Source organism: Cytobacillus sp. NCCP-133 (genome assembly GCF_026011715.1).
GTDB lineage: Bacteria > Bacillota > Bacilli > Bacillales > Cytobacillaceae > Cytobacillus.
On record NZ_BRVM01000008.1, the window covers coordinates 1 to 19,301 of the forward strand.

The 19,301-nt window shown below is 35.6% G+C and carries 9 protein-coding genes; 5 read left to right on the top strand and 4 right to left on the bottom strand.

From position 1 onward, the window contains the following. Positions 1 to 301: 301 nt before the first annotated feature. Positions 302 to 3,250, bottom strand: coding sequence for a Tn3 family transposase (locus NCCP133_RS10955; protein WP_264805017.1), 2,949 nt, complete (start codon positions 3,248 to 3,250; stop codon positions 302 to 304). Positions 3,251 to 3,286: 36 nt separating this feature from the next. Beyond that, positions 3,287 to 3,838, bottom strand: coding sequence for a recombinase family protein (locus NCCP133_RS10960; protein ID WP_124566041.1), 552 nt, complete (start codon positions 3,836 to 3,838; stop codon positions 3,287 to 3,289). A 486-nt stretch (positions 3,839 to 4,324) separates the two neighbouring features. On the opposite strand from NCCP133_RS10960, the gene NCCP133_RS10965 reads away from it, so the two are divergent. The 4 genes from NCCP133_RS10965 (at position 4,325) to NCCP133_RS10980 (ending at position 8,924) form a co-directional block, all read left to right on the top strand. Further along, entirely contained in the window at positions 4,325 to 4,879 is a 555-nt protein-coding gene (locus NCCP133_RS10965) for a flavoprotein (protein ID WP_264805018.1), read from the top strand. Beyond that, complete coding sequence (locus NCCP133_RS10970; RefSeq protein WP_264805019.1) at positions 4,872 to 6,092, top strand: MFS transporter; 1,221 nt, start codon at positions 4,872 to 4,874, stop codon at positions 6,090 to 6,092. Before NCCP133_RS10965 ends, NCCP133_RS10970 begins: the two co-directional genes overlap by 8 nt. A gap of 14 nt (positions 6,093 to 6,106) precedes the next feature. Beyond that, positions 6,107 to 7,981, top strand: a complete 1,875-nt coding sequence (locus NCCP133_RS10975) for a tetratricopeptide repeat protein (RefSeq protein ID WP_264805021.1) — start codon at positions 6,107 to 6,109, stop codon at positions 7,979 to 7,981. Positions 7,982 to 8,129: 148 nt separating this feature from the next. Further along, positions 8,130 to 8,924 carry a spermidine synthase gene (locus NCCP133_RS10980; protein ID WP_264805179.1) on the top strand — a complete coding sequence of 265 codons (795 nt, stop codon included), beginning with the start codon at positions 8,130 to 8,132 and terminating at the stop codon, positions 8,922 to 8,924. A gap of 548 nt (positions 8,925 to 9,472) precedes the next feature. Here the strand turns inward: NCCP133_RS10980 and NCCP133_RS10985 are convergent. Continuing rightward, complete coding sequence (locus tag NCCP133_RS10985; protein WP_264805022.1) at positions 9,473 to 10,090, bottom strand: DUF3885 domain-containing protein; 618 nt, start codon at positions 10,088 to 10,090, stop codon at positions 9,473 to 9,475. A gap of 92 nt (positions 10,091 to 10,182) precedes the next feature. Next, complete coding sequence (locus tag NCCP133_RS10990) at positions 10,183 to 15,813, bottom strand: DNRLRE domain-containing protein (RefSeq protein ID WP_264805024.1); 5,631 nt, start codon at positions 15,811 to 15,813, stop codon at positions 10,183 to 10,185. A 388-nt stretch (positions 15,814 to 16,201) separates the two neighbouring features. Between NCCP133_RS10990 and NCCP133_RS10995 the strand changes: the two genes are divergently transcribed. Next, positions 16,202 to 19,030: a glycosyl hydrolase family 18 protein gene (locus tag NCCP133_RS10995; RefSeq protein ID WP_264805180.1), complete on the top strand. Its 2,829-nt coding sequence runs from the start codon at positions 16,202 to 16,204 to the stop codon at positions 19,028 to 19,030. Positions 19,031 to 19,301 lie beyond the last annotated feature (271 nt).

Consider the following 19,301-nt stretch of genomic DNA (forward strand, 5'->3'; position numbering starts at 1 on the left):
TATGTTTGATCTCTAGGAGATTATCGCATATAAAAAAGCGACAAACCATGTGGGCGTAGTTTGACGCTTACAGTAGATTTGTAAATGTTTTGGGAAGCATGTGGACTGCTTCCCTTTCATTTTTGGACAGGAAATCCGTCAGTTTTAGGACAATTAGCGACGTCAAGTTCTGGACAATATAGAACGTCATTAACACTAATAGGGGTCCCGCCAACATTTCGGAAATTTTGTACGCTAAGCAAAATTCGACACAAAAAAAGCCAAATACCTGTACGTTAAGGAATTTGGCTTACGCTATTGGTTAGTTTTTATTTAAGGGTCTTAGTGAATTAGCTGGTAATCTATTTGAATCAAATTTATATTCTCCAAGAAAATTAATATGTTCCCATCCTAACGGTGAAATGTGTGGAATTAATTCTTCTTTTAGGACATTATTTTTCTTAAATTCCTTTGTCACTTCACTTAAATACACAGTATTCCATACGCTTATTGCATTAATTAATATATTTAATGCACTAGCTCTTTGTAGTTGATCTTGTATCCCACGTTCTCTGAATTCACCACGTTTACCAAAAAATAAAGCTCTAGCCAATCCATTCATGGCTTCTCCTTTATTTAGTCCACGATGTATCCTTCTTCTTAATGTTTCATTCGTAATATAGTCAAGAATAAAGATTGTTTTTTCAATTCTCCCAATCTCTCGAAGAGCTGTGGCTATTTTATTTTGTCTTGCATATGAACCTAATTTCCCCATGATTAATGACCCAGAAACTCTTCCTTCTCGAATTGAATGTGCCAGCCTTAAGACATCATCAAAATTCTCTTTAATAACGTTTGTGTTAATCTTGCCCCGAAGTATGCCTTTTATGTTTGAAAAATCATTAGGAGAAGAAATGGTATATAATTTTGTATCACTTATATCTCTTAGCCTTGGTGCAAAACGAAACCCCAACAAATAGCTTAATCCGAAAACTTGATCCGTGTAACCAGCCGTATCAGTGTAATGCTCTTCAATTGAAAGGTCAGATTCATGATGTAACAATCCATCTATCACATGTACAGCATCTCTTGCATTCGTATTGATAACTTTTGCATAAAAAGATGAAAACTGATCACTTGTAAAACGATAAATGGTTGTACCTTTCCCAGTTCCATAGTGCGGGTTTGAATCTGCATGTAACGATGATACTCCAACAGGGACACGCATACCATCTGAAGAAGATGTTGTCCCATCTCCCCAATATGTAGCTAAAGATAGACGGTGCTGATAATTTACCAGTGTGGCTTGAGCGCGAGTCATAGCATCTTCATGTAATCTCCATTGCATAACATTGGCCATCTGGCGATATGAAATATCAGGAGTTGCTTCTGCCATTTTAGTTAATCCAATATTCGTCCCCATCGCCATTAAGGTAGCCATTACAATAGATTTCTCCTCACCTTTAGGTGGCTGATTAGAAGAAGCGTGAATAAATGACTCTTCAAATCCAGTCCATTCAGCAACTTCCATTAATAAATCCGTAAGTTTAACTCTTGGAAGCATATTATAAAGAGATAAACTGAAATTTCTAGCTTCTTCAGGAGTATCTGCTTGTAGTCTCTCAACATGTATCTTTTGTTTCTCAATATTAATACCTTCAACTTTATCAATATTGTTGGAAATCCATTGAAGTTTCGTATTTAAAGTTTCACATCTTTCCTGTATATACTGTTCAAAACTTACATTAACAGCTATATTAGTCCCTTGACTCTTTGCTTTTCCCCAATCATCCTTTGACACTAAATATTCTTCAAAATCCTTATGTAATCGACTACCCTCAACCCAAACATCACCAGAACGGATATAGTTTTTGAGTTCTGTTAAGGCAGCCATTTCGTAATATTGACGGTTAATGTTACCCTCATCATCAAAAACATGTTTTTGCCAACGTTTAGGAACAAAACTCAAAGGTGATCCTTCAGGAAGTTTTCTTTTTCCAGAATCATTTAACTCACGTATGGTATCTAATGCCTTCAATAAAGACTCTGCTGATTTAGTAGATTTAAACTCTAAAGAATCTAACAGGATTGGAGTATATTTCCTTAAATAGTTATATCGAGTTTTTATTAAATCGAGATAATCATAATCCATTGGTCTTGATAATAATTTAGCTTCTTCAATTGATTCTACAATTTTCTCCCAAGGCATTACTTTCTCTAGTGCCACATAAGGATCAATTTCTTCCTCTTTGGCTTTAATTAAAGCCGCTCCTATATCTGCGTAATGCACAACTTTTTCATTTACTGACTTTCCATTTTGTTTTTGCATCTCTTCTTGAGTTTTTCTGCCTTTTGCTTGTAACACCATCATTTGTCTATCATGAATTTCAATGGCATGGTCAGTTAAATCTTGGGAAAGAGTGATTAAGTGAGCCACTAATAATGCATATCTTTTATCTTCTCTAAATCTTCTAAAAGAATGGGGTTCATATCTTGCCCCAATTCGTGCTAGTTGTAAAAGTCTATTAGGATGTATTAATGCCGTATCGGCCGTAATATTCATTTCTTTAATGTACTTTAATCTTTTTGTGACCTTTAAAAAAGATTCTGGTGAAGACTGTCCGGGAATCTCCCGGAGCCAAGCTAATTGAGTTTTATTATTGTTTACCGTTAAATCAATCAACTTTTCTAGTTCATGCTTATGTCTTTCAGATAGATTACTTGTTAGTATGGAGTATATTTTTTTCTCTGCACGTGTTCTTGCCAACCAGACCATTCTCTCAATGGTTGGTATTGCAGGAAGGATTACTTTTTCCTTTCTTAATAAATCTATTGCAGTACGTACAAGATACATAGCATTTCCATTTTCTAATGCGGATTTTAAAAGAGCATTAGAAACCGTGCGATAATCACTGTTGTTAAAGTTTCTATATCCATATAATTGGCGTATTTCTTCTAAATGCTCACGCCTTGTTGTATCACGTTGAGCATATGAAGAGTAAACATCAGGATCTACATTAATTTGATTTGCTATATATTTAATAAGGTTATCGGGTATCTCTAAAATATTAATTAAAGTGCAACCGGGGTTTCTAAGAATGCATAATTGAAGTGCGAACCCCAATCGATTATGATCTCTTCTATGATGATTAATAACATCAATATCATAATCCGATAGACTGTAATAAGAAGTAAACTCAAATTCTGATAAATTATTAAGGTTTAAAATTTCCTTTCTTTGTTCCGGTGTCAGCAGTTCTTTTACACTCAAGTTAGATCATTCCTTATAGATAATTTTGGTATAAGTCTAATTTACTTTGTCTAAGTATCTATACAGTGAGGTTTTACTGATTCCCGTTGCTTCTGTAATTTGATTAATAGTATAATCCTTACTTTTATACATTTTTATCGCCATTTCTACTTTATCTTTTTTCTTTGTAGGTCTACCACCTTTTCTTCCTCTGGATCTTGCTGCTTGAAGTCCGGACTTTGTTCTTTCGCTAATAATATCTCGTTCTAATTCGGCAATGCTTGCCATAGTACGAAAGAAAAACTTTCCCATTGCTGTTGAAGTATCAATATTGTCGTTAATTGAGATGAAATCTACTTCTAATTCATTGAATAATTCACTAAGCTCAATTAGATGTTTTGTAGAGCGCGAAATACGATCAAGTTTATATACAACAATTTTGTCCCCACTGCGTAATACTTTAAGAAGCTCTTCTAATTGAGTTCTATCTTTTCTAGTTCCAGATAATTTTTCTTTATAGATTTTTTCTACTCCAAACCGTGTTAGTGAATCAATTTGCATATTCAAATTTTGTTCTTCTGTACTCACACGCGCATAACCGAAAATCATCATTCATCACCTGCAAAAGTTAGTTATGAACTTATTTTAGCACCAAAAACGGTATTGAAAATAAAAAATGTTACTTTGATATTGGAAATGAGTTTTGGACCTCTAATCTAGAAAAAAAGGGTTCATTTAATATCTTCAATCTAAAGTTCCATAAACGTCCGTTTTTGATACCATAACCGGTAAATACTACTCAGGTAATAATGCATTAGTATTATATCTTTATAGTCTAATTGGATTATTTACAAATTTTTACTTAAAATTTGTTGATTTCAGAATATTATTATAATAATATTGGTTTGTAAGTATTTCCTATTATGGGAGGTGAATACATAATGAGATTCGAAGAGCGTAATGTATACGTTTGTGCCCCTGGTACAAAGCGAAATGTTTATGTTTGTGCACCTGGTACGAAACGTAAATAATTAGATTTAGATAAAAGGTTTGGAAGAGATTCCAGGCCTTTTATTCAATTACGGAGGGTTTAGTATGGAATACAAGAAAATATTAATTGGAATATCAGGTTCAATCGGAGCTGTAGAAATACATAGTTACTTAACTGAGATTCATCAAAGATTTAATTGTTCTATGAATATAATTATGACAGAAAGTGCTAAAAAAATTGTTAATCCTGATTCTCTAAAGTACTTTGTAGATGGATATGTATTTGATAATATGTTTGATTCATATTCTGAATTTAAGATTCCTCATGTCCACTTACCAAATTGGGCTGATGTCTTAATTATTCTTCCTGCTACAGCAAATATTATCGGAAAAATTGCTAATGGGATAGCAGATGATTTATTAGCAACTACGGCAATGGCTGCTACTTGTCCGGTTATTATAGTTCCTAATACAAATGAACATATGTACAACCGTCGTGCAGTGCAGAGAAATATTCAGGAATTAAAGGAAGATGGGTATATATTTATAGAGCCAGAAGGCGAGGGAGTGCAATTATCAACAAAAAAGAAAATCAAAGGGGCTATGCCTTCACCTAAAGAGTTTGTATCACAATTAGAAGGGATGATTTTGCATGCCTGAAGCTGTTGTCAAAAAAAATGTAAATGTTCAACTTGATACGAGATTCAATCTAATTTTAGTGGGTATTCTATTTTCTCGTATTGGGACAAATATCTATATTTTGGCATTACCATGGGTTGCTTACAATTTGACAGGATCAGCCGTTATCATGGGAACAGCATTTGCAGTCGAAATGCTTCCTTTTGTCCTCTTGCTTCCTTTTGGTGGTGTACTTATAGACCGATTTGATAGAAGAAAACTGATGATTTTTGCCGACATTACAAGGACCATATTGGTGTTAAGCATTCCGATTATGTTTTGGATGGACGCTTTACTCATTCCTTCAGTTTTCATTATTGCTTTCCTTGTTTCTACATTGTCTTTTTTTGTAGACGTTCCTTTACAAGCTATTATCCCTCAGATAGTTTTAAAGGAGAATTTAACAAAAGCAAATGCTCGGATTCAATTTATAGAGAATCTTTCCAGAACTGCCGGACCACTTCTTGGTGGAGCCTTGATAGGCTTGTTGGGAGTGTATAATTCTTTACTAATTAATAGCTTTTTTTACCTTGTGATGGCCCTATGTATCTTCATGATAGGTCAAATTCCCCGTATTAAAGAAAACGAAGATGTAGGGAAAATTTGGGATGACATTAAAAAAGGGTTTTTGTATTTATGGAAACGCTGGGATCTACGTGTTATTGCATGCATTAGTGTTTTATCTAACTTTGGAATAGCACTAGTGATGTCGACTCTAGTTTATTACCTAAGAGATATTCTTAAAGTAAGTGCAACTTACTCAGGTATAGTCTTTGCTGCTATAGGAATTTTTGGTATGCTTGGTAGCTTAGTGGTAGAACCTTTGGTCAAAAAGTTCAAAAGAGGATATGTAATAAGTTTTCTGCCTATATTAGGCGGTGGCATCGGGGCCTTTATTGTGGCATTATTCCCTAATTGGATAACTACAGCTATCGGTTTTGGGCTTTGGGGAGGATGCATTACCACTTTGAGCATACTGCTAAATACTTACAAACAGGAAAGTATAGAAAATGACCTTTATGGCAGAGTTGAAGGTTCACTTACATCCATTTCATATTTATCTATACCACTTGCAGGTTTAATAGGAGGACTTGCAATTCAAGGTGTGGGAAGCGTGTTTACTTATCTAATCGCTGGTTGTTCAGTTATTCTTGCAGGCGTTTTATCTTTCTTTTCGCCGTTACGCAAGATATAGAAGGAGATTAAATTATGATTCAAGACCTATATACGAACGGCAATAGTAAATTTATTTTAAATAGTTATCAACCTATCTCTCAGGACTCTCCTAGGCATATATCTTATTGGATTGAGGGAAATGTAAGCATAGAAGAGTTGAAATCGGATATAATTCGTTCTTTTCCTGAGAAAAAGATTATTTTTTACACAAAATTAAACCGAATGGAACGCTCTCTATTAAAACCCTTCAGGGATTTCCTTTTGGAACACAAATCGTCATGGATGGATTGGGATTGGGTAAAGGAATATAAATATGAACTTCAAACCTTATTTCCCAGTAGTAATGATGAAGATCGCCCTGATATTTTTAGCGTTTCTTGGGGCTGGTCTGAAGTAAGACTCAATAGAGAAATCCATTGGGGATTTCGTTTGGTTCATTTTGTCTCAAGGATTATTAGTAAGCTAGCAGAAATCCAGCCTGTTTCTATATTAATAGAGGACTTGCAAAATTCAGACCGCATTTCTATATATTGTATTCATCATCTAGCTTATAACTTAAAAGTTCAAAATTTAACGTTTATCCTAAACGTAAAGGGTTATTACTCACTGAACTATAAACTGGATAATGGAAAAGGATTTACTAAGCTACTAAACAATTTAAAGGCAAAGATTGACCCAGTAATTATTAACGGAAGTGACTTGGTTATACAAGAAACTAAAACTTATTGTGCTTCAGATGATAGTTTAGAAGATAATGTTAACACATTTATACACACATTAAAGTCAAGTGAGGTTGAATATAATGAGGTATTGGAAAAGCTTCACAGCTCACTACATTTATTTAATCTTGAAAACGTATTGCTTTTAGGAGATATAATTCTGAATAACCTAAACAGGTTTACTTTAGAGCAACAAAAAAGACTTAGTTATGAGGTATGGAGACATATCGGAATCGCTCAGGTATTTATGGATGACTACAATAATGCGATACAATCTTTCATAAAAATGAAAGAGTACACAGAATCAGTTGGTGAGAAAGTTAAAGCTTGTCACTTAATTGCTACGATATATGGAAAGAGACTTAACAACATTGATGGGGCCAAGGAATATATACAAAAAGGAATGAATATAGCCCAAAATAGCGATGATTTTCGTACCTTATACGAAAAAGGCTGGCTCTATAACTATGTTGCATACGTTTCATATTCTTTAGAAAAAGACTTCGATAAAGCTTTGAACTATGTTAATCAGGCAGTAGAATTTCTTAAACCGTTTAAGAATTACACTCCGGATAGTAAAATTATGGACGAAATCGGGAATCCAATATCTGCCGAACGCTTACTAGGTAACCTAACAGCAAATATTTCTTACCTTTATTTTTATAAAGGAGACTATCAGCAAGCACTAGAAGCATGGAAATCCCTTGAAAAAGATATTGTAGATGCCCCTGAAGTATTCAAGAAAGAGTATTTTTACTTTGAAGGCAATTTGTTTTTGCATTTAGGAATGTTTAGTCAAGCAGAAGAATCTCTAAAGAAATCATATATTATTTGCGAAAAGTATAATGATATTTTCCATCAGGAGATAGTATCTCGTAAACTAGGATATACTCACTTTTTAATGGGAAAATATGAGGTATCCATGACTTATTACAAAAATTCATTTCAACTAAAGGAACTGTCAGGTAAAGCAATTACGAATAAAGATTATCAATCTCTTGTACTATGTCTTTTGTTATCTGGAGATATTACATCAGCTAACAAAAAAGTTGAAGAACTTAAAGGGTTTATCAGTCAAGAATTTGTTGATTTTTATGAAAACTCAAAGAGCTTGTTTAATAATGCTAATAAATTTTTAGAAGAAGGACCTGTTATACTACTAGAGCCTTTCCCGATGATGAATCTTTAATGGAGTTGATTACATGCTATTACCATGCATAAAATGCTATTGTTACGCGGATCAAACCTTCACAGTCAGTATAGGAAATAGGGAAATAAAAGAGAGTATCTGTTCTTCATGTAAAGAGTCAATAGAGGATGAATTTGAAAACTTGATAATGAAATGGACTATGGATTTCTTTGGAGAAGAAATACTTTTTAAAAAGAAATCCGCATATTCAACAATTTATGTATCTGAAAGCGATGAGCAAAGAAATCTAAGGTTTCTTACTTCCTTTCAATCTGGAATACTAAAAAATGAAGAAGGAACTTCTACACCTTATTTAAACAGTTTTTTACTTGGACCTATTTTTTTAAATAGAGAGATTAAAAAAATTCTATGTATAGGGTTAGGTACAGGGTACCTGGTTAAAACGCTAAGAAGAATTTTCCCTGAAATTGAGATTGACGTAGTTGAAATAGACGAAGAGGTCTACAATGTAGCTAAAAATTATTTCAATTTTAGCCAAGATGGTAAGACAGAGGTACATATTGTGGATGCTTTTAACTTTGTTGAAAATGCGAATAGTTCAGACTATGATTTAATAGCGTTAGATGCTTATGACGGAAATGAAATACCATCGCATCTTGATACAATCGAATTCTACGAAGAACTTAGTCGTATCTTAATGGCGGACGGAATTCTAATTACGAACTTGCATGGACGCTTAACAGGGGAACATTCTATAGGTTTTAGAAACTCGTTTGATAAAATGGAAGTTGTTTTTAAACACAGTATCTTAATTCCTTCTCCTAATGAATGGGAAATGAACATACTGACTCTGTCTTCTAATAGTCAGATTGACAAGATTAGTGCGGATTCTAAAGTGTTACCAGCAGAGTTAATATCATTAATTGATCCTTGGTTAAACACTAGACAATATAATGAAAAAGACATTGAAGAAAAGGCATAATCCAAAAAAGCCCTGATTATTCTGCTTACCGTAGAGAAATCAGGGTTTTCACTTTCCAGTATTTCTTAAACATATACTATTTACGTATTATCAAACAGAACTAGGAAATGTTCTGGGACATCAATACCGTTCAACCCATAATAAATACTGTTTGAGGTGTTTACATAACATGGACCTTTGTTGAGTAAGAATAGGAAAATTGATCATTTAAGAGAAAAAATCACTTTTTTTATCCTGAATTTGCTTAGCGTACAAAATTTCCGAAATGTTGGCTGTACCCCTAATAGTAAAAGTCCTTTCTTAATTAATTGAAGTGGCTTAATGATAAGAATTCGCGTCTACTTTGAGAGAAAAGTCAAAAAAAATTAAACAAGTGGAAAAACCGAGTCGCAATTCTCCACTTGCTTTTTTTATAGGGGCTTATCGGACAGCTTCTGCTAAAGGGCTTGTTTGTATTTCTACTACATAGAAAATGAGAGGACAATTGCCCTCATATTGGACAATCTATCCTCTCTTCATGACTCTTCTTAAGTGGTGGGTCCTTTAATTTAAATAAACATTGAATCTATTCTTTCTTTATCATATTGTAAGATCCAGCTGTTGTATTTTTGGTATAAAGGGTGAATTAATTCTTTAGAACTTGCAACAATATCTACTCCACAATCATCATATTGATTAAAAATTATTCCTTTTTGAAGGTTCACAAAATAACATTCTTCATCAGATTTTATTTTAGGTTGGATGTTAAAATCCTTATTTCCGATAGACATTAGAAGTTTTTTATAGTAAATGTCTTTTTTATTACATTCCAAATAAAAACGATTAGTTTCATTTTCTGGAAAGTTTAAATCACAATTAATAATTTTTTTATATTTTAGTTTGTATCTTAATTCTTTGTTATTAAGATACTTTTGTAAAAATTTTGTTGAGTTTTTATTTCCCCTTTTATCAACTATTAAATGAAAAATATCTGTATCACAGAATATTTCCTCGAACAAAGTAATAGAGCGAAAATATACTTGTTTCATATATTTATTTTCATCGACTTCGTAAGGATTACCTAATTCATACCGAATACCGAAGTTAACATTATAAAAAAGTTGATTGTCTAATGGAACATCCTTAAATTTTTCTTTAAATTTAAGTTCGAATATATCTATTCTCATAACGAATTTTATTATCATCCTTTATTTAAATATTTAAAAATTAACATAAAACAATTATCAGAAGAGTTCGTATGGACTTATTTATATTGAGCTTATTTTGACAGTATTCTTCCCTTTCCATCAAGTGATGCTTTTCTCTTTCCATTTTTATCTTTCAACTTCCATTTTCTTCCTCCATGACCAGCGGTATCTTTTTCAATTGTCCAGCCTGTCTTAGGATCTTTATATGCTGTTTTTCCTTTTACTTTATTTTTAAACTTTCCAATATCAATACTTCCATCTGACCTTTTTAATGATTTTGGAATTGATTGGCCTGTACTAAATAACGGTTTTACCTTTTTATAAAGCCAAGTACCTCCCTTAATTGCTAATCCACCTATTACAAGAGCACCTGTTGAGAGTAATGCTATTTGACCAATCCCAGGTATAAAATACAATGCAACAGCATAATTTCCATCTGGATCTACGTATATTACTGGATTATTCTTCGTGTAGGCATATAAATTTAAAGATTGTGGATCATTTGCAAATCCATGGAAGGAATCTCTTGTAATAAAACGACCTACTTCTGCATCATAGTAGCGAGCCATCAAATAATACAAATTTGTTGACTCATCGTATCGGTAACCCGCATAACGATATGGGTTAGCTGATGCCATTGTACCAGTATGAGAAATGACGTTCCCCCATGCGTCATAGTGATATTCGGCAACAATAGATCCGTTAGAATCTGTTAGTGCAGTGACATCTCCATGCCCATTTACATGATAATAATAAGTTTTTCCGCCTTTTGTCATGGTTACTGGGTTACCAATAGCATCCCATGTATATTCAGCAGTAATACTATTGTTAGCATCCGTCTCCGCGATAACTTTATCACCATTGTACTGGAAATATGTTGTTCCAGCTGGTGTTGTCATGCTCGTACGTTTACCATCATGATCATATGTAAACTTCGCAAGGGAATTACCAGTCTTGTCTTTTACTTCGATCAGTTGGTTTTCCACATCGTAAATATACGTTTTTTCACCGTCATTTGTCAGGTTACCGTTCGGATCATACGAATATGCCTCTTCATTGACGCTTGTCAATTCGTTACCAGCATTATACGTATAGGTCGTCGTGGTTGTTGTTCCTTTTGCTTCGATTTTTTTGGTGCGGTTACCTACCTTATCGTATTCATAGGATACCACAGTCCCATCTATTAACGTTTCTTTGGTTAACTGGTCGAGAGCGTCATACTCATACGATACTGTCCCTTTGTTTGTAACAACACTGGTATGATTGTTGTTGGGATCGTAATTGTATTTATACGAATCTAATACAGTTCCGTCCTTCTTGTAGTTTTTTACTTCGCTTAGTAGGTTACTTTCATTATACTGAAAAGCAGTATAGGCGTTATTCGCCCGTCTAACAGATGTCACGTTTCCACGCTCATCGTAGACGTACTTTGCCATGTTTTGATTATTTCGTGATAGAACAACAAGCTGATTCAGCTTGTTATAAGCAAATTCCGTTGATACGTTTGTCGATCCAGCCGTGAACTTGATAGATGTTAGGTTATCGTTTGGATCGTAATTATATTCGGTTTTAATCGATCCTTTGGATTCTTGAGTTAAACGATTATTTTTATCATACGTGAAATTAGTGGTTTTACCCGTATTATCTGCATACCAAGCGATATTTCCATTTGCATCGTAGCTCAATCCCCACTTTTTAATACCATTATGGTAGATACCGTCCATCCGATTCAATGCATTATAGGTATAGGATACGGTGTCACCTTTCGGGTAAATCCGTTTTTTTGTATTCCCATTTTTGTCATAATCCAATTGAATCACTTGATTTAATGGATTGGTAATCTTGGACACGAGGTTTAACTCGTTATAATCATACTTCGTTAGGTTATTTTTGGCATCCGTCACCGTTGTTCGGTTTCCGTTTCCATCGTAACCATAAGACGTTTCCCCAAGCTTAGCATCGGTCACTTTTGTTAACAAATTACGTTTGTCGTAAGCAAAAGAAGTCGTTTGGTTTTTACCATCTTTTATGCTAGTTTGATTACCAACAGCATCATAACCGTAGGTAACAGTCTTTCCAAGTGGATCCTTGACACTGGTTTCATAGTTACTTCCTGCATCGTATGAATGAGAGGTAATGGATGACCCAAGTTCAAGACGCATCGAATCAAACCAAGTAGTGCCTGTTTGATTCCAATAATAGTAATGTACGTCTATAGAGTTAAAGGCTTTTTTCGGTTTCACTTCTGCTGCGACATGCTGCCAATCGGATTCTGTCTTACTGAAATCATTAGCATAATCCCAATCAACGGTCCCATCGGTATAGTTAATCGCTACTTGTAAATTGTAGTACCCGCCGTTCGGGTTTGCTCCGACCTGTTTCGACCAACCGGAAAGGGTTAATTTTGTATTTTGATCTCCAGATATATTGAGGTGCTGTTTGAGCGATTTATTCTTCCCGGCTTCTCCCGTCATCTGGAAGGATGATTGGCCGATATAGACATTGTCATCTTCAGGATTCACATTTTGAACGACTTTATCATTTACCGATAGATTACTACTAGTTTCCCAGAAAGCAGGTTTTCCAGCTTGAACTCTTTCAAAGCTTGAATTTTCAACAAGGTTATAAGCAGCAAGGGTTGAACCTTTTTCCACTTGAATACCATCGAAATATGCAGTTCCAGTTCCTGCATTTAGTCCGACTGCTACTGAAATTTTTGTTGTACCAGCTGGTACAGTATCGATAACAGCTTGTAGCCTCGTCCAATCATGAGTCCCTTTTAGTTCAGACGAATATTGTACTTCTCCCATAGGATTATTTTGATCATCGAAAAATTCAAATTTTAATAGAGCCGTACCTGTCGTGTTGCTTGTTTTGACATAGGCACTTGCGATATATTTTTCTCCAGCTGTATACTCAAATTTTTCTGAACGGATAATAGCCCAACTAGTTGGATTGGAAATACTAACTGCTTTCCCTCCAAATTTGCCACTGCCTGTCCATGCAAACGTTGCTGTGCTGCCTGCACCTTTTAACTGATCCCAATTATCAGCCCAGTTATCACTATTCTTATCCCATTCAAAGCTTGGATTCGCCAATAAATTGTCTGCCGCAGACATTGGATGAGTATCGTAAAGGAGATTTCCCTTGGAATCATATCGACTCACCGATGTCTGTACGTTTGGATCTGTCGATTCGGTTTGATTGCTATTACCATCGTAATCATTTGTACTTACGTTTTGATTGAAATCTTCTTCTTTTACTAAGTTGTTTTGACTATCATATTCAAAAGTCGAATTTTGATTTTCTGGCAGCTGTACCCCTGTAATATTCCCTTTTGCATCATAGGTGTATACATAGGCTGCAGTTCCACCTGCTTTATTTGTATTCGGATCTACGACTTTTGTTAGATTATTTTTATTGTCATAAATATAGGTTGTAACTGCCTTATTGGCTGAATCTAACGGATTTTCAGTAATTTGTACAACATTTCCATTTGCATTTGTGGTGTAGTCTACCCGCTTGCCTTCACCATCTGTCACCGAAGTGACAAGATTAGTCGTGTCATAAGAATATGTTGTTTTACTGGTTTCCACTGCATCATTGATCGTTATCGGACGGCTAATGCTTTTAACACGATCTGTCGTATCATATTCAACGGTTGTTTTAATGCTGCGGGCATCCGTGATTCCTGTAATATTATGATCCGTATCATACGAAAAAGTTGTCGCCTTTCCTTCTGGATCCGTTACTTTTGTGAGGTTTCCAGAAGTATCGTATTCATATTTTGTTGCTCGGCCTGCAGGATCTGTTACATTTGAAACATATCCGTTTGTGCCATATCCAATAGTCGTTTCCCGTCCGGAAGCATCTCGAACTTTTGTTAATTTTCCAGAAGCGTCATACACGAAAGTGGTTGTATTATCATTTGTATCAACAATCGAGCTGATTTTTCCATCCTTGTTAAAGTTCGTTTTTGTGCCGTCGGTTTCAGTGATCGTATACGTTCCGTCCCCATTTTTAACTAAATCAAGGTAAATACCACCGGCAGCTTCATATCCGCCTCCGATTTTTTCTCCAAAAATATGCCGCGTGTTATCTTCATCAATTAAAGTGATCGGTCCATTCCCTGAATCAACAATTAACGGTTCTAGATTCGTAATCCATCCATACCCGAATAAACCTTTAAAAGAAGATTTTCGGCTATTGTATGTTCGATTTAAGCTTACTTCTGGACCACGTCCCGGAATTACCACATCTGTCTTTTGTAATACAAGGTTCCCGTTTGCCGGGTTTACTCCGTCATCCGTAGTTGACCAAAATGATTCCATACCAATAGCTTCAACCGTATAGTTAATGGTAATTCGCGGTGTATTATTTCCACTATTGACTGAATTGAAAGAACGATAGGGGGAAGATGTTTCATTTTGCTGTTTTAACATCATTCCATAGTTGGCTTGGACACCGTTATACCAGTCTTTAGCCAATTTTGTAATATCCCATTGCCAATATGCATTAACTTTATTATCTGTCGTACTAGATTCTGGTGATCCAGCAATAGAAGGCTGTGCACTCCATGTTGCATTAGATTCTGACCAGTTACTAGTAATGCGGAATAAATCAACAGATGCCGTTGAAGTATCACTTTTTGCTTGATAGGCATTGAAAGTAGCATTTGAAATGACACTATCGCTAGGAAGGCTAGGTAGAACAAATTGAATTAATGCACGAGTTGAACCAAAATACCCATGATATCCGGTATTCATAAAAGATTCGCTTGAAAAAGCTGAACTTGGATAACTGCTTCCTATAAACGAATCTCGAATAACATTCCAATCGTTAATGGTTGGATCAATCGTTACTGGATATTGTGTCTTTGGATCTTGTAAGAATTCTTGATCGGCGATGACATCAACAAATGTTTTTCCATTTTCTTTACGTAACTCAAGGGTAACCTTTTCAGAATACTTACCTTCGGCATCAGTCATGAAAGGGTTTTCGAAAAACCAGACTGGATTTTCCTTGGAATCTTTGAAAACAATAATCCCGTTTTTCTCTTTATGAGGTGTTACCCCCTTCATCTTCAGCTCAAAACTGAATGTATTTTCGTTTTGATATTGATTTAATATAATATCTTCTTTTACAGCACTACCCTGTACACGGTAATGAACATCGACGTTATCGAAAATACCTTTATAGGTCACATCATTATTTTTTAAAGTACCCTGTACTTTTTTTGCTTTCACTGGAACGAGGCTAATGTTCTTTTCACTCTTTTCAACTGTAACAAGATCTCCATTTCCAGTTTCTTGCGTAAACCACACCTTTTGATTATTTGCGGTATTTTCAAATTTCCCCGCTTTTTTTGTGCTTTTTTTGAGTTTATTATCGATCTTTTTCCATTTTTTATCTGAAGGATCTTGATAAAACTGTTGTTCCATAAAGATCTCTTCGGTAAAACTTCCATCTGGGTTTAAATATCTTGTTGAATATGGAGAACGTTTACTTGTTAACTCTAGTTTTTCTTTTGGAAGCTTATTTGGCAGTTCTCCAATATCTGCCGTTAAGTTTTCCTTTTTAGAAGACCTTTTGGCTTCACCTGGCGCTGCTTCTGCAAAGTAAGGAGCTATTAAACTAAAAATCAGGCAAAATGAGATAATAAAAGCAAAATAGCGATAGAATGATCGAAATGCTGGCGACATGTAATATGTTTCTTCCTCTCTCAATTTATGTACTAGTCCGGATAGTCTAGATGATTATACCTAGATTATTTAATATTGAATATAGTTCAAAATTTGGAAAATAAAATGATTACCTGCCATTTATTACAAATGATAGAGAAATAGCAAATATAGCATTCATCAGTCATGAAAATCCAAAATCTACCTTCTATCTCTTATTATATCAACATAGTATACTATTTCTTGGTGATTCAATTGCTAGGTGATTCAATTGCTAGGTGAATCATCTTGATCAAGTTTAAAAGGAGATGTGAAACGATTGATAGGGGTCAAGGGAATGGTCAAGAAATTATCGAAAAAGGTTTACCCGTTTTTGATTGGATTTTTATGTGTAGGCTTATTGTCTACTATGCTTATACCAGTTGCTCAAGCAGCAGACAATCCTCCTTGGGTAAGTCCCATACAGGTATCTTCCTTAGCTAATGATGGAAAAACTATATCGGGAGATGTACAAATTTCTGTTACGGCAGGAGATGACCTGGGGGTATCCAAAGTAGAATTTTACAGTGCCGATGGGCAGTATCTAATTGGGACGAAGACTTCTCCACCTTATAATGTAAAATGGGCGACTGACCCATGGGTTCCTGATGGAGAACAAATCATAAAAGTGATTGCCTACGACAAGACAGGGCACAAAGCTGGCACAACCCGAAAGGTTTACATTCAGAATGATAAAGTTGTACCATCTACACCAACTAATTTACGCACCACTGCCAAAACTAATAACAGCATCTCTCTAGCATGGAGTGCGGCTACCGATAATGTAGGTGTGGCGGGATACGACATCTACAATGGTCAAGCTCGTATTGGAACCTCTACTAGCACGAGTGTTACCTTGAACGAGTTAAAGCCAGGTACAACGTATCATTTGTTAGTAAAAGCAAGGGACCGTGCAGGGAATATCTCTGCGGCAAGCAATACAATTAATGTGACGACAAACGACCTACCTCCTACTGTGAGTTCCATTGCGATATCACCTTTAGATATGGATGGAGAAACCGTATCAGGTAATGTGAAACTTTCCGTCACGGCAAATGACGATAGTGGTATATCAAAGGTTGAATTCTATAGTAAAAATGGTGGGTATTTGATCGGAACCAAAACGTCAGAACCCTATTCCATTACTTGGGCAACCGATCCGTGGGTTCCTGATGGGGGACAGGTTGTAAAAGCAGTTGCTTATGATCTATCGGGTCAAAAAGCGGAGGCCACTCAAAATATTTACGTTCAGAATGATAAAAGTGCACCTTCCACACCAACGAATTTGCATACCACAGAAAAAAACAATACAAGCCTGTCGTTAGCATGGAGTGCATCTACTGATAATGTTGGCGTGGTGTCCTATGACATTTACAATGGTCAATCTCTAATCGGGACTTCAACGAGTACGAGTATTACACTGAACGACCTAACTCCAGGGACAATGTACCATTTGTCTGCAAAAGCAAAAGATCGGGCAGGGAATGTTTCGGAGGCAAGCAATACAATTAATGAGGCTACTAAGGACCTTCCACCTACAGTGAGTCCCCTAGAGGTATCTCCAGTAGAAAGTGATGGAGAAACGGTATCAGGAAACGTCAAATTATCGATCACAGCGAAAGATGATACGGGTATTTCAAAGGTCGAATTCTACAGTGCAAATGGACAGTATCTGATTGGAGCAAGGACGTCTGAACCCTATTCCATCATTTGGGCAACCGACCCATGGGTTCCTGATGGGGAACAGGTCGTAAAGGCGATTGCGTATGATCAATCGGGTCAAAAAACAGAAACATCCAAAAAGGTAAACGTTCATAATAAAATTGGACCTCCTGCACCAAAGAATTTCCGTCTGATAGGGAAAACCGATCATTCCATTTCATTGAAATGGGATGGATTATCCGACAATTATGATGTAACAAGCTACTCTATTTATCAAAACACCGTAAAAATCATGGATACGACAAGTACTAACTTTGTTGTTGGTGGACTAACGCCGTCTACCCAATACACTTTTTACGTTACGGCAAAGGATGTAAATGGCCAAGAATCACCAGCGAGTCAAAAGTTAACGGTTTCAACTGATTCACAGTCGCTTACGCCTCCAAGTTATGTGGTTGCTGGTTACTATGCAGGCTGGTCAACCTATAGCGGATATGACGTATCGGACATTGACGCTACTAAGTTTACGCAGATCAACTATGCCTTTGCAAATATTGGGGACGATCTTAGAATGCAGGTAGGAGATCCCTATGCCGATATAGAAAAATCGTTCCCAGGAGATTCTTCAACGGATGCGTTTAAAGGGAATTTTAATCAACTTAAAAAACTAAAGCAAAAATACCCTCATCTAAAAACGGTCATCTCAGTCGGTGGATGGAGCTGGTCCGGTAAGTTTTCCGATGCGGCTTTGACAGAATCCTCCCGAACTGTCTTTGCGGATAGCGTTGTTAAGTTCTTAGTAACGTATGGTTTTGACGGTGTTGATTTTGACTGGGAGTATCCGGTTGGAGGAGGAATGGAGACGAATGTTAACCGTCCAATCGATAAAACGAATTATACACTTCTCTTGCAAAAAGTGCGTGAAAAACTGGATGCACAGCAAGCTTTAGATGGGAAGAAATATACTATCTCGATTGCTGCCGGTGCTTCATCTTCTTTTGCTGAAAACACCGAATTAGATAAAATTAGTAAAATTGTAGATTATGTTCAACTTATGACCTATGATTTCCATGGTCCATGGGATAGCCTTACAGGCTTTAACTCCCCGCTAAATGCCAGCTCTGGGGAACCTTCCAATTCACCGAGTGTCTTACAAGCTGTGCAATTATTTTTAAACAAAGGGGTTCCAGCAAATAAACTCGTCATGGGTGTTCCGTTTTATGGGTATGAATATAAAGGAGTTAATAATGCCAATAATGGATTGGCTCAATCTTATACGAATGTTAAATCAATTAATTATAGTACAATAGAAAAAAACATGATTGGAAAAAATGGATTCATCCGTTATTGGAACGACGATTCCCAAGTTCCTTATTTATGGAACGGATCCACATTTATCAGTTATGACGATGCCGAATCAATTGGTAAAAAAGCAGCCTTTATAAAATCAAAAGGATTAGCAGGTGCCATGATTTGGGAGATCAGCCAAGACCCCAATAAAGTCTTGCTGAACCAATTAGTAACAGATCTAAAGTAAACTAAGAAGGGCCTTCAGGTCCTTCTTTTATTCTACTTTGAATTACATATCGATTGGGAAAACAAAGTTTTTGGTGGTTTAGACCTCCAAGTAAAAGCCATTAAAACTTTAATCGAATCATTGGATTTTAATCATAAGAAGATGATTATGAAATCTCCCCTAATTTGTACATAAAGTTTTTTTCGTGGTAGTAATATAAAGCGCTACTCTTGTTATTGTAATCCCCATTTAACAGAATAACTTTTAATAATTATTTCAAATCTATATCAAT